Source organism: Paenibacillus sp. B1-35 (genome assembly GCF_050474385.1).
In the GTDB taxonomy this organism is placed as follows: domain Bacteria; phylum Bacillota; class Bacilli; order Paenibacillales; family Paenibacillaceae; genus Paenibacillus_B; species Paenibacillus_B alvei.
This window is the reverse complement of the sequence record NZ_JBCHVJ010000004.1, coordinates 217158-230402: the sequence shown is the minus strand read 5'-3', so window position 1 is coordinate 230402 and position 13245 is coordinate 217158. Positions and strand designations below refer to the sequence as shown.

Here is a 13245-nt window from a genome sequence, read left to right as displayed (position 1 = left end):
AGGTCTGTTAAATGTATGTTCATTTGGAGAGAAGTCGGTATGATGGAGGTAAGTATGCTTAATTGTTTGGTTCTTAATTCACGGTAAAAGGCAGGAGGAGAACGTTTCATGACAGCGCTTTCGTACGAGGATCAGCATTTTATGCTTGAAGGAAAGCCTATCCAGCTTATATCTGGTGCCGTTCATTATTTCCGCATTGTGCCCGAATATTGGGAAGACCGACTCCGAAAGGTGAAGGCGATGGGCTGTAACTGTGTAGAGACATATATTGCTTGGAACGTGCATGAGCCGCGCGAAGGGCAGTTCAACTTTGATGGAATCGCGGATGTTGTTGAATTTATCCGGATTGCACAGCGGGTTGATTTACTTGTCATTGTTCGTCCAAGCCCTTATATATGTGCAGAATGGGAATTCGGTGGCATGCCGGCATGGCTGCTAAAGGAAGACATAAGGCTGCGCTGCAGTGATCCCAGATTCCTTGAGAAGGTATCCGCGTACTATGATGCGCTTATACCGCAGTTGAAGCCGCTGCTTTCGACTTCTGGAGGGCCTATTATTGCGGTGCAGATTGAGAATGAATATGGCAGCTACGGTAACGATCAGGCTTACTTGCAAGCCTTGCGCAATATGCTCGTAGAGCGTGGCATTGATGTCCTGCTGTTCACTTCAGATGGCCCTGCCGATGATATGCTGCAGGGAGGTATGACAGAGGGCGTGCTGGCAACCGTCAACTTCGGTTCCAGACCGAAGGAAGCCTTTGGCAAGCTAGAGGAATACCAGCCGAATGCACCGCTTATGTGTATGGAGTATTGGAACGGGTGGTTTGATCATTGGTTCGAGGAACATCATACCCGCAGTGCGGAAGATGCGGCGCAGGTGCTGGATGAAATGCTTAGTATGGGGGCGTCTGTGAATTTCTATATGCTGCATGGCGGAACGAACTTCGGATTTAGCAGCGGCGCTAACCATGGCGGACGATACAAGCCAACTGTAACCAGCTATGACTATGATAGCGCGATTAGCGAAGCAGGTGATATTACGCCTAAATATCAACTTTTCCGAAAAGTGATTGGGAAATATGTGTCTCTTTCGGAAGATGATATGCCGCAAAATACGCCGAAGGCAGCTTATGGAGAGGTGAAGGTGAACCGCTCTGTGAAGCTGTTCGATACGCTTGCTTCGATGACTGATGTGAAGACGAGTGTCTGCCCAGAGCCAATGGAGAAGTATGGGCAAAATCAGGGATTCATTCTTTATTCCACACGGGTTTCAGGTCCTCGTTCAGAATGCTTCTTAACGATTCAGGATGTCCGTGATCGTGCCCATGTATTCCTTAATCGGAAGCTGGTCGGGGTTGTTGAGCGTTGGGATCCGCAGCAGCTATCGATTATGATACCGGAAGGCGGAGCACAGCTGGATATTCTTGTAGAGAATATGGGGCGAATCAACTATGGATCGGAGCTGCTTGATCGGAAAGGGATTACACATGGTGTCTGTTTGAACGGTCAATTTCTTTTCCATTGGGAAGTACGTAATCTTGAACTGGATACATTAGATGGCTTGCACTTCGAGGCAACTAATACCGGCTTAGAGGGTGAGCAGCCTGTCTTTTGTGAGGCAGCATTGTTGATACAGGATGGGCCGCAAGATACCTTCCTTCGCCTTGATGGATGGAAGAAGGGCGTTGTGTTCGTTAATGGTTTTAACCTAGGGCGTTATTGGGAGGTAGGGCCGCAGCAGACTCTATATGTGCCAGCCCCTATTCTTCGTCAGGGTGAAAATCACATTGTCGTGTTGGAACTGCATTGTCCAGGTGACAAGATTAGCTTTGTGGCAGAACCGTCTTTATAAGTTAATTTTCATTCAATCGCGATGGTAAGCGAGAGCAGCCTTCTAACAAGTGAAAGGCTGCTCTCTTTTGTTTTACGTTACAGGAATCATCCCCTCGGACTCTGCAGGAACTAGATCAGGAATAAGATCAACTCCGAGCTCTGGCTGTGGGTCGGGCTCCTCGATGACGTCGACTGTCTCATACACTTCATGGAATGGCTGCGTCAATTCCTCAGGAGATGGCGACCCGATTATTGCTTGAACAAAGCTCGTCACTCCTTGCCAGTAACGTTCTCTATTCGTAGCATAAGCAGTACCATGACCAGCGCCTTCAATGAGAATCAGGGAGGAAGTAGCGCGCTTCGCTTCATGCAGTTGCTCACTCATCCATGTAGGCACGAAGCGATCCTCCTTACCATGAATGAATAAGACGGGCAAGTTGCATGTTCTCATAATGCGAATTGGGCTGACTTGCTCCATACGGAATCCTGCCTTCCGCTGAAGTAATCGATTGATAAGAGCCATGGTTGGCCAAGCAGGCATTTGATTCAGTATCTTTACTTGATAATGAATGAGCTGCGTCAGATCGGAATAAGGACAGTCTGCGACAATGAATTGTATTTGTGGCCTGCGGATTGCCGCATATTCAAGCACAGTGCCTCCACCAAGCGATTGACCATGCAATCCAATGATGCAATCTTTCCCCTTCCGGGAAATGAGCCAATCCACCCACATTTGTAAATCGTATTTTTCCTTGTAGCCAAAAGTGGTATATTTTCCTTCACTCTGACCATGCCTCCGCTGATCGACGAGCAAAATATTGAATCCTTGCTCGATGAACATATCCATGAATTGCGCCGACCAAGGAAGGGCTCCTGTGTAGCCGTGAACAATTAAAGCAATTCGACGTGAATGTGGATATTTTTCCACATACCAACCATACAGCATAATGCCATCATGGCTTCGAATGCTGACTTCTTCCTTGTTGCAGGCTTCGAATTGTTGACGGGTAAGTACGCCTTGCTGCTCAAGCATCTCCAGACATCGCTCATAGGTGGAACATTTGGAACGCGTCATATAATGAACGGCATAATGCGGAATGAGCCAGGCAGATAGTGCTAAAAAGATGATAATTCCAGATACAATCGGCGTCAGCATTGCTGGCAGACCTCCAATCACGTATCATTGGGTTCAAGCAGGTTGTCCGCGGATACATCTAGGATGTGCATTATGGATTTTTATTAACCGAATCTGGAGCAATCATTACGAAGGAATGTAGGATGTGCATAGAGGGTGTAGGATAAAATTGACGGCTCAGGTTGTCGAAAATATCATTTGAATGGTGAGGGTCAGATTCAGATACAGATTCGAGCTGTGATTAAATGGGTATTGTCTACTGTTCTTTATTTGTACTTGAGTCCATTGTCCGTTACAATGGAACGTGGTAATTAGTAACGAATGCAAATGTCGTGGTTAACTTGAAATTGTATACATATGAAAGCCGGTAGCTGCTCCAAGCGGTTATATCGTATCCTCATAAGTATCGAACATAGAAATGCGTCGAATTGACTGTAAGCCTGTGTCGCATTTCGTCAAAAACGTTTATAATGATTGCATGGACAAGCCCCGCCTTTTGCGGGGTATTGCCTTGTTCTGAGCGGGAACTTGAGACGTTTCACGCCATATGCAACGAGCGAAAGGATTTGGAACAATTATGTGTGGCATTGCTGGAATATATCATTTTCATGATCAACAACCTTCTGAACAAGTAGTCCGCTCGATGATGGACTTGATTCACCATCGCGGGCCGAATGACGCGAAGCTATGGATTGGCGATCGTGTTGGACTAGGCTTCCGCCGTTTGTCCATTATCGACGTCGCTGTTGGGGCGCAACCGCTCAGCAATGAGGATGATTCGGTATGGATTATTTTCAACGGAGAAATTTACAACTATCAAGAGCTGCGCGAGGATCTCATTCATCGCGGACATCAATTCAAAACACATACGGATACGGAAGTTATTCTTCATTTGTATGAAGAGCACGGCTCGAAGTGCGTTCATCATCTGCGGGGGATGTTCGGCTTCGCCATTTGGGATCGCAACAAGCAGGAGCTGTTTATTGCGCGCGACCATTTTGGAATTAAGCCTGTATACTATTATCAAAATGACGAGATGTTCGTCTTTGGTTCGGAAATAAAGAGCTTGCTCGCGGTTCCTGGTGTTCAGCGCCAAGTGAACATGAACAGCTTCTATAATTATTTGACGTTCCAGTACGTGCCGGATCCGAACACGATGTATCAAGGAATCCATAAGCTGCCGCCTGCACACTGCATTACGATTCCTTTTGGCGGACAACCGGTTATCGAGAAGTACTGGGATCCAATGTTCGAGCCTGTGGATCGTCCATTGACACAAATAATCGAGGAAATTCGCGATGTTATGCGTGATTCCGTAGAGCACCACCTTCATAGTGAAGTGGAACGCGGCTGCTTCCTGTCCAGTGGAATTGACTCGACGATTACGTCGACTTTGATGCGTTCGATGGAACCGATCAAGACATTCAGTGTCGGCTTTGAGGGCGCGAACAATGAGACGATTATTGCGCGTGATACGGCAAAACAACTGGACACGGATCACTATGACCGCATCATTACACAGGAGATGTACTTCGACGCTGTGCCGCGTGCTATTTGGCACTTGGATGAGCCGGTAGCGGATCCGTCAGCAATCGCGTTGTATGAGGTTGCGCGTTTGGCGAAAGAGCATGTCACGGTCGTATTGTCCGGTGAAGGTGCGGATGAATTGTTCGGCGGATACCGCATTTACCGCGAGCCGCATTCGCTTCGTTACTTGTCTTGGATGCCTGAAGGCATGCAGCGCGCCGTACACAAGATGGTGCAGGCAGTTCCGTTCAGCTTCTACGGTAAAAACTACTTGCTCCGTGGAACGACGCCGCTTGAAGAGCGATTCCTTGGCAACGCGAATATTATGACAGATGATGCGAAGGTAGAGCTTCTGCGCGCAACGCAATCGGAGATTGCCGGGTTTACGAAGCCGTTCGATATCGCACGTACTTATTATGACCGTACACGCCACCTGGATCCGGTATCACGGATGCAGTATATCGATATGAACCTGTGGATGCCTGGTGATATCTTGATGAAGGCGGATAAGCTGACGATGGCGCATTCGCTTGAGCTGCGCGTTCCATTCTTGGATCGCAAAGTATTCGACGTTGCCCGCAGCATTCCCGCACATTATCGTATCGCGGAAGGCACGACAAAATATGCGCTTCGCAAAGCGATGCAGGGCATTATCCCAGATTCGGTATTGAACCGTCCGAAGCTCGGCTTCCCGGTTCCAATGCGCGACTGGCTGCGCACGGATCGTGCGAATATTTTGTGGGAAGAGCTGTCCGCTAGCGGCATTGACCACCTCGTCAATTTGACAGCGGTAGAGGATATGTTCCGCCGCCATAAGAATGGACAAGGCGATTATTCCCGTAAAATATGGACATTGCACGTATTCGCTTTATGGTACCGCACTTACATGAAGCAGCAATAAATCAGTCAATTATCGAGGGCAGTTCCCAATTAAAAGGGGCTGTCCTTTTTATGCTGTGTATTACCAAGAAATATTTACAATGTCACCCTCTGTATAACTAATGGCGCTCTATTTAGCCACAAGCAAAAAAGCAGCAAGCCAGATCCCTGACGGGAAAGGCTTGCTGCTTTTTTATTTGCATCTTATGATTAATTCGAAGAAGCTTGTGGCTGTGCGCTTAATGTGTCATCCGATCCTTCGCCAGTGGAGCCTGGTTTGCGCTTCTGCATCGCCTCACGGGAAATGCGTCCGTTGCCGATAAGCAGTGCAACAAAGATACCGAACACGATGAAGCCAAGGCCTGTCAGGAACACCGTGGAGAAGGAAGAAGACCAAGCATCCTTGATCGTATTCAACACATTCAACTTCAAGTCTTCAGGCAGTTTCAGCATATCGCTGTTAATGAGCATTTGATACAGTGTATTCGAATCTGTACCGGTTTTGCTCAAAACTGCTTGCGTTCCTGGATCAGCCTTCGCTGTTGCATCCGCAATATTTGTGGCAATAACACTATTCATGATAACGTTAAATAATGTCGCCCCGATTGTTGATCCGATAGAACGGAAGAACGTCGTAGCGGAAGTTACTGTACCAAGCTGCTCGCGTGGAAATGCATTTTGCACAACCAGTGTAATGATTGGCATAACCATTCCGATACCGAAGCCAAGTACGACCATGAACGAATATGCCATCCAAGTTGAAGTGCTGACCCCCATCGTGCTCATGAGATAGAAGCCAACGGCACTAATAACCATACCAGTCGCCATTACCACACGGTAACGCATGCGTAGAACCAGCTGTCCTGCCAAGATGCTGGCGATAATCAAAGCGATCATCATTGGCGTCATCGTAGATCCTGCTTGCGTTGGAGTTACACCAAGCACTCCTTGCATGAACATTGGCACGAACATAATAGCACCGAACATGCCGAGGCCTACGAGGAAGCCGAGTGCGACAGATACGTTGAAAATACGGCTCTTGAATAACGACATATCGATAATTGGCTCTGCTGCGCGACGTTCAATGAATACGAACAGAACGAACAGAAGCAGTGCACCTGCAAAGACTAGAATGCTCGTAGGAGAATCCCAAGCGTATTTGTCATGGTCGAGCGAAAGCCCGAGCAACAGTAAGACAATACCGGGGATAAGAGTGAAAATGCCGAGCCAGTCGATCGAGATCTTTTTGCTCTTATCTCGCGGCTCATCAAGTGACTTCATACCGATAAAGATTAAGACTGTTGACAACAAGCCGAACGGGACATTAATCAAGAAGATCCAGTGCCAGCTAATATGATCAACAATAAATCCGCCGAAGAATGGACCGATAACGGAACTAAGACCAAATATAGCACCGAATACTCCCTGCCACTTGGCGCGTTCCTGCGGGCTGAACATCATTCCGATAATCGTCTGGGACATTGGCATCAGCATACCGCCGCCAATACCTTGAATGGCCCGATAAATAATTAATTGTTCCATATTTACGGCAGTTGCACACAAGCCTGAACCGACGACGAAAATAAGCCATCCGGTCAAGTAAATGAACCGGCTGCCGAATAAGTCCGCTAATTTCCCGGCTAACGGAATGACTGCAGTTGAACAGATCATGTAGGCGGTCGTTACCCAAGCGAAGATAGCGAATCCGTTGAGATCCTTAATGATCGTTGGCATGGCCGTGCCGACGATCGTCTGCTCTAGGGAGCTGAAGAACATCCCCATGATCAGACCGAATAACACCATATTGCGGCGAGATGCCGCATGGTCTTTCACTGTGGCCATTTATTATCACCTTTCTTTCATGCCCTTTTATTATTTTTTGAGTGACTGACCTTCGGGTCAAAAAATAGCATGTTGATACTATAAATCGGTTTGACCGCGAAGTCAATTGTTTTGGAACTAAAATATTTTTCATAATATAATGTTTGTGGTATGGTAGGAATAACGTATCACACGATGCTGACTAGACGGTCAAAAAAGATTGAACCGAAAGTCATGACATACGGAGGACGGAACATGGAAGAGAAAAAACGACTCATTATGGAAACAGCGCTCTCGCTGTTTGCCGAAAAAGGGTACCATGAAACATCAATCCAAGAAATTGCTGAGCGAATCGGCATTGCCAAAGGATCGGTCTACTCCTTCTTTCGTTCAAAGGAAGAAATTTTGTTCACGATATTTGACCATTATCATCAGATGATGTACGAACTTGCACGCGACACGCTGGCAGATAATTTGCCGGCTCGTCAAAAACTCAGCAAGCTTATCCATATTTCACTTGAACAGTTCGGCAGATTCAAGCTGTTCGTTACACTGCAGCGCAAGGAGGCGCATTTGTACAAGAAGCGTGAAATTCGGGATATGGTGTTCGATTTTCGTGCTAAACGCTTCTTTACCTTCCGCCAAGTAGTAGCTGAAGTATACGGCCAGGAAGCAGAACCGTATTGGATGGACCTAGCAACAATTATTAGTGGTATGACCATCGAGTTCATGAGTTATGCGACATTTGATCGGAAAAATGTGGACTTTGATCGAGTATGCACATTTATTGTGAATATTCTGGATGCGACTGCCGAAGCACTTGTCCACAAACAGTCCGAACCCGTACTCACGATGGCGCTCATGAATGATTTTATGCGTTCTGGGCATGTAAGCATGTCCACCTCCCAGCAGCAATTATTGGATCAGGTATGGGTACTGAAGGAAGTGGTGATGAGCGCACCTTTCAATTTGAAGCAGCGCGAAGAAGCCGAGCAGGCGTATACGGCTTTGGAGTCGGAAATATTAAGAGGAGGCAGCAAAACGGTAAATGCTCGAGCGATGGCATTGTTCCTGTGTTCGATGCCGGATGCCCGCATTGAGCAGGCCGCACGGGAAATTCTCGTTTTGTTGGAGCGCACCTGCAGTACAGAGGGTGAGGAACGGACATGCAAGCGTGGTTGAACAGAATTGACCCGATTACGAAGGGAATATGGCTTTTCGGGACAGGCCTTGCAGTGATGGTGAGTATGAAGCTGGCTTGGCAATGTGGCTGGTTTTCATCATTGCTAATTATCGGTCTGACAGGATCTGGTTGGACAATCTCTCGCTGGAGAATGGTAATAACTTTGCTGATTGGCTTCGCACTACCGCTGTTCATCTTCCAATGTCTTGTTTTGCCGGGGGAGAGTATTAAGTTGGAGATTTTCGGTATGACGTTAACCGAGGAAGCGTACCGTAATTCCCTGACGCTCACACTGCGTGCAATGACATTGTTCTTGTCATCGCTGCTGTTCGCTTCAACAACTGCACCACGCGATGTTGTTACTGCGCTTTCGCACCATATGCGCCTGCCGGATCGTTTCGCATTTTCCGTCGCGATTGCTCTACGATTTGTGCCCCTGCTGGCTGAAGAGGCGCGCAGCATCCGCGAGGCGCAGCGTCTACGTCAGCTTGCTGCACCTCAGGGAATCGGTGAACGCTTGCGCCTAACGAACCGTTATGCAGCGACTGTCATCTCTGGAGCGATGCGTCGTGTGCAAAATGTAGCAACGGCAATGGAGGCGAAGCAATTCGGATCGAAATATGCACGAACGTCATGGCGAACCTTGCGTTTTACTGGGCTTGGCATTTGTTTTGCAGCATTATCAGTTGCTGCAATGACTGTGACTATCTTAATAGGATAACTCCAAAAAATATCATTCACAGAGTTGAGAGATTTGACTTGCATTTCCGGGCTATCCCTTGTAACGTTAATGATGATTCATGTGTTATGGGTTAACATATAATTAACATTAGCATTACATAAGCTGAAGAAAGAATTGGGGATGAGTCATCTATGAAGATGGAAAATGGAACAACCGCAGTGAATGATTGCTTCTCGCTGCGTTCTCTTACATTGGCGGACTGGGTGCTTATGGCACTCCTCGCAGCAGTGAATGGTGTTATGACGGGCGGATTATCCTGGGTTAATAAGCTGCTTCACTCCGTTGGAGGACCAATGCTGACTTCTACGATTGTAGGACTGTACATGATATATGGCCTTCTTGCTATATATGTTATCCGCAAGCCAGGGGCAGCATTGGTAACATATGCACTTGGAGCGTGTGTTCAAATACTGATTGGTTCGGCATATGGGGCATGGTCTTGTATTGCCGCAGCAGCCTGTTATGCAGTTATTATTGAGCCATTGTTTTATTTATTCCGATATCGTCAGTACAATTGGTTATCCATGCTATTCGTAGGTACGGCCGCGGTGCCGCTGTGGTTCGTCGTGTCGGCTTTTATGTTCGGTTATATCCACTATGAGACGTGGGTACTTATTGCTACCCTTATAATCCGTTGTATTAGTGGTATGCTGCTGTGCGGCGCCCTGACCAAAATCATTGGTGACCGATTAGCCTCGACGAGAGCTTTGCGTCCATATGCGCTAGGAAGAGCGTATCGTGGGCAGTAGTGTAGAGGAGGCCAGTTGTAATGGGAATCCAACAGTCTAATGAGGTCATGCGCGCTGAGCGTGTGGCCTTTACTTATTTTGGCGAGTCTAAGCTTGCACTTCATTCATGCAGTTTTTGTATTCAGTCGGGTTCGGTTGTGTTGGTGGCAGGAGGAAATGGGAGCGGCAAAACAACGCTTCTCAAGCTGATGGCAGGTACAATGCAGTCTCATGAGGGCCAACTGCAGGGTGAAATCACTTATGGCATGAATCAAGATGGGACGGCGCCTATGATGGGCTTCATATTGCAAGAGGCCAAGGAGCAGTTCGTCATTGGGATCGTTGAGGATGAGCTTGCTTTTGCTCCTGAAAATCTTGGCTTGCCGCGCAAAGTCATTGTAAATAGAGTGGAGGAGCAGCTTGAAAGGGCTGATTTACGTGATCTCCGCTTGCGTCAGGTACAGCAGCTATCCGGAGGTGAGCAGCAAAGGACAGCCGTAGCGTCTGTTCTGACAATGGAGCCAGATGTGCTTCTTATTGATGATGCATGGAGCCAGATGGATAAGGAATCCCGTAATCGTCTGTCGGAGCAGCTTCAAGCTTGGCATGGCCAAGGCAGAACAATTATATTAGCCGTGTCACGTTTGGATGAGCTTGCTGCGGAATGGCAGCATGGTTGGATTCGGGAGGCACATCTGCTACTGTTGCACAATGGGAGAATGGTGTATGATGGAAAGATGCCTGCGTATCCAACAGGAACTGGCTTGAATGATCAACCACGTATGAAGGATGATTTGCGTATCCTGAAACTTTGCCGTGAGGCAGGAATTGTTCCCCCCCAGTGGGGACGGAGCGCAACTACATTGGATATAACGATACAGGCGCCATGTGGTATACAGAAAGATGAAGGCGAACATTTTTGCCATGATCGTAAGATAGAAACATATCATCGCGCAGCATGCGAGGACAAAGTGGTACTGTCCGTATCCAACTTGAACTATTGCTATCATCGAAATGCGGACCAGAATAGGAAAGATTCCGGAACGAACGCGCTCCATAAGGTTTCCTTCCAACTAAAGGCAGGGCAGTGCATGCTGCTGACCGGAGTGAATGGATCGGGGAAGTCGACGTTATTCCGCATCCTTACAGGCAGCTTGTTGAAACGCTCGGGAAGGATAGAGGGAAAAATTCAAATAGTAGGGAAAGCTGTATCGAAGCTTCGTACCTATGAATTGGCGCGGCTTATAGGATTTGCCGCACAGCAGCCGGAATCCGGATTTTTTGCAGCATCTGTACAGGAGGAGCTGCGAGATGCACTCCTTACAGCGAATCAGTGCGGGCAATTGCAGATTGAGGAAGAGATGATGGAAGGGCAAGCCGTATATGCATATGAACAGGTTGAGCGGGAAGTGGAGTACCGGTTGAGGCAATATCATTTATGGGATGTGAAGCATGTGCATCCGCATGATATGCCTGCTGGATTGAAGCGGCTGCTGAGTCTGGCGATCGCATCTGCGCACGAACCGGGGATTATTATGCTGGACGAGCCAACAGCTTCACTGGATGCAGCGCATGCAGCCTTCGTTCGCGACTGGTGTCTGAGTCAAGCCGAGCGGGGGCGAGCGCTGCTTGTTGCAACACATGATGGCATTTGGCAAGACGTAAATCACCCTCGGTTGGTGCATGCTAAGATGGATCGGGGTTCGCTCCATATTGACGTATAAAGGGAACTTTATTTATTCGGAAAAGCAGTACGATTTAGAACACGAAGGATGGGTATTCATGGGGAACGAGGCTTCTATGCAAGCGGGACGAAGTCGTAAGCTCGTCACGCTCGCGCTTTTATTGTCGACCTTTTTGGCGGCAATTGAGGTAACCGTAGTAAGTACAGCAATGCCGAAGATTGTTGCTGATTTAGGTGGACTTTCCTTGATTAGCTGGGTATATGCAGCGTATTTGCTCACGACTGCGATTTCAACGCCGCTGTTCGGCAAGCTGGCTGATTTGTATGGCCGCAAGAACATATTTATCATTGGCTCCGCATTGTTTGTGGGCGGATCGATGCTGTGTGGATTGTCGGGCAATATGACGCAAATGATCATATTCCGTGCTCTTCAAGGAATAGGGGCGGGGGCTGTGCTTCCTGTTACCTTTACGATGGTAGCAGACATTTACACCTATGAGGAGCGGGCCAAAATCCAAGGCCTATTCAGCTCGATATGGGGGATTGCGGGGCTGGTCGGTCCGTTAGTTGGCGGATTTTTCGTCGATTCCTTATCCTGGCACTGGATCTTTTTCTTCAATGTTCCGTTCGGCATCGTGTCGGTGTGGATGATCATCGTATGCTTCCACGAGAAGGTGGAACGCAAGGACAAGCCAATTGACTATGCGGGTGCAGCGACATTTTCCATTGGAATGACGGCGTTTTTGTTTGCGATTATTACAGGAGGTCAGGGGATTGCGTGGAATTCTCCTTGGATGTTCGTGCTCCTTGGCGTAGCGGCAGTGTTCCTTATTCTCTTCTTCCGAATTGAAGTCAAGGCGAAGGAGCCGATGGTTCCGCTTAAGCTGTTTCGCATTCGCGACATTGCAGTGTCGAATCTCGTCAGTTTCCTTGTAAGTGCCGTGCTGATTGGAATTAGCTCCTACATGCCGTTGTGGACACAGGGCGTACTTGGGCAAAATGCCTCCAGCTCGGGATTATCGTTAACCCCTATGTCGATTGGCTGGTTGATTGGCTCTATTGTAGGCGGCCGTATGCTGATCAAAATTGGCGCACGTGTGACCTCGACGCTCGGAATGATCCTGATCGTAATGGCTTCGATATGGCTTGCAACGATTACAGGAGAGACATCGATCTTCATTATTGTCGTAATCATGTCATTGGCGGGTCTGGGCTTTGGTTTGTCGTTCACGGTGTTCACGATTATCGTTCAGTCATCTGTGGACTGGAGTATGAGAGGAGCTTCTACTGCGTTGAACACGTTCGTGCGGGCATTGGGGCAGACACTCGGCATTGCTGCTTTTGGTACATTCTTGAACGCGAGTATTGCGTCAATGGTATCGGGTGCAGGTTCAGACATATCCTCGCGTGTCTCAAGTGATGATTTGAGCAAACTGTTGAATCCAGAAAGCGCACACTCGCTGTCCTCTGATTTAATGAGTACGCTGCGATCTTTCTTAGAAACGGGTCTAGGTCAAGTATTTCTCTTAATGGCAGTCATTGCTGTGATCTGCCTCGTGTGCATGCTGTTCATGCCAAAGCCAGCTGCATCGGAGGGGTCATCCAAGCATAACCAACCTTCTGCACCGTCTCACTAGAGTGAATGCGTTGATACTAAATTCAATGGGTCTGATCTCCCAGGCATTTTAGTCAAAAACGGTAATAAGTCCGTTCT

The 13245-nt window shown here is 47.9% G+C and carries 9 protein-coding genes; 7 read left to right on the top strand and 2 right to left on the bottom strand.

From position 1 onward, the window contains the following. Positions 1-108: 108 nt before the first annotated feature. On the top strand, positions 109-1851 hold the full coding sequence (locus tag ACQ5BJ_RS15290) for a glycoside hydrolase family 35 protein (protein WP_430111311.1): 1743 nt from the start codon (positions 109-111) through the stop codon (positions 1849-1851). Between the two features lie 72 nt (positions 1852-1923). On the opposite strand, the gene ACQ5BJ_RS15285 is transcribed toward ACQ5BJ_RS15290, so the two are convergent. Next, positions 1924-2988, bottom strand: a complete 1065-nt coding sequence (locus tag ACQ5BJ_RS15285) for an alpha/beta hydrolase (RefSeq protein ID WP_005543391.1) — start codon at positions 2986-2988, stop codon at positions 1924-1926. A gap of 556 nt (positions 2989-3544) precedes the next feature. Between ACQ5BJ_RS15285 and asnB the strand changes: the two genes are divergently transcribed. Continuing rightward, the gene (gene asnB, locus ACQ5BJ_RS15280; RefSeq protein WP_005543390.1) at positions 3545-5395 is read left to right on the top strand and encodes an asparagine synthase (glutamine-hydrolyzing); all 1851 of its coding nucleotides are present in this window, start codon (positions 3545-3547) and stop codon (positions 5393-5395) included. Positions 5396-5583: 188 nt separating this feature from the next. Here asnB and ACQ5BJ_RS15275 read toward each other — a convergent pair whose 3' ends face one another. Continuing rightward, positions 5584-7215 (bottom strand): MDR family MFS transporter, encoded by a 1632-nt coding sequence (locus tag ACQ5BJ_RS15275; protein ID WP_268593648.1) that lies wholly within the window; start codon positions 7213-7215, stop codon positions 5584-5586. Between the two features lie 234 nt (positions 7216-7449). Here ACQ5BJ_RS15275 and ACQ5BJ_RS15270 point away from each other — a divergent pair, with 234 nt between their 5' ends. From ACQ5BJ_RS15270 to ACQ5BJ_RS15250, 5 genes are all read left to right on the top strand, one after another. Next, complete coding sequence (locus ACQ5BJ_RS15270) at positions 7450-8376, top strand: TetR/AcrR family transcriptional regulator (RefSeq protein WP_005543386.1); 927 nt, start codon at positions 7450-7452, stop codon at positions 8374-8376. Next, complete coding sequence (locus ACQ5BJ_RS15265) at positions 8361-9098, top strand: energy-coupling factor transporter transmembrane component T family protein (protein ID WP_430111305.1); 738 nt, start codon at positions 8361-8363, stop codon at positions 9096-9098. Before ACQ5BJ_RS15270 ends, ACQ5BJ_RS15265 begins: the two co-directional genes overlap by 16 nt. A gap of 152 nt (positions 9099-9250) precedes the next feature. Then, entirely contained in the window at positions 9251-9868 is a 618-nt protein-coding gene (locus ACQ5BJ_RS15260) for an ECF transporter S component (RefSeq protein WP_412071023.1), read from the top strand. A gap of 20 nt (positions 9869-9888) precedes the next feature. Next, positions 9889-11571, top strand: coding sequence for an ATP-binding cassette domain-containing protein (locus ACQ5BJ_RS15255; protein ID WP_430111301.1), 1683 nt, complete (start codon positions 9889-9891; stop codon positions 11569-11571). A gap of 58 nt (positions 11572-11629) precedes the next feature. Further along, positions 11630-13168, top strand: coding sequence for an MDR family MFS transporter (locus tag ACQ5BJ_RS15250; RefSeq protein WP_367667165.1), 1539 nt, complete (start codon positions 11630-11632; stop codon positions 13166-13168). Positions 13169-13245 lie beyond the last annotated feature (77 nt).

Coding starts and splice junctions, on each gene's coding strand:
- ACQ5BJ_RS15290 (WP_430111311.1), top strand. CDS start 109: ATGACAGCGCTTTCGTACGAGGATCAGCATTTTATGCTTGAAGGAAAG.
- ACQ5BJ_RS15285 (WP_005543391.1), bottom strand. CDS start 2,988: ATGCTGACGCCGATTGTATCTGGAATTATCATCTTTTTAGCACTATCT.
- asnB (WP_005543390.1), top strand. CDS start 3,545: ATGTGTGGCATTGCTGGAATATATCATTTTCATGATCAACAACCTTCT.
- ACQ5BJ_RS15275 (WP_268593648.1), bottom strand. CDS start 7,215: ATGGCCACAGTGAAAGACCATGCGGCATCTCGCCGCAATATGGTGTTA.
- ACQ5BJ_RS15270 (WP_005543386.1), top strand. CDS start 7,450: ATGGAAGAGAAAAAACGACTCATTATGGAAACAGCGCTCTCGCTGTTT.
- ACQ5BJ_RS15265 (WP_430111305.1), top strand. CDS start 8,361: ATGCAAGCGTGGTTGAACAGAATTGACCCGATTACGAAGGGAATATGG.
- ACQ5BJ_RS15260 (WP_412071023.1), top strand. CDS start 9,251: ATGAAGATGGAAAATGGAACAACCGCAGTGAATGATTGCTTCTCGCTG.
- ACQ5BJ_RS15255 (WP_430111301.1), top strand. CDS start 9,889: ATGGGAATCCAACAGTCTAATGAGGTCATGCGCGCTGAGCGTGTGGCC.
- ACQ5BJ_RS15250 (WP_367667165.1), top strand. CDS start 11,630: ATGGGGAACGAGGCTTCTATGCAAGCGGGACGAAGTCGTAAGCTCGTC.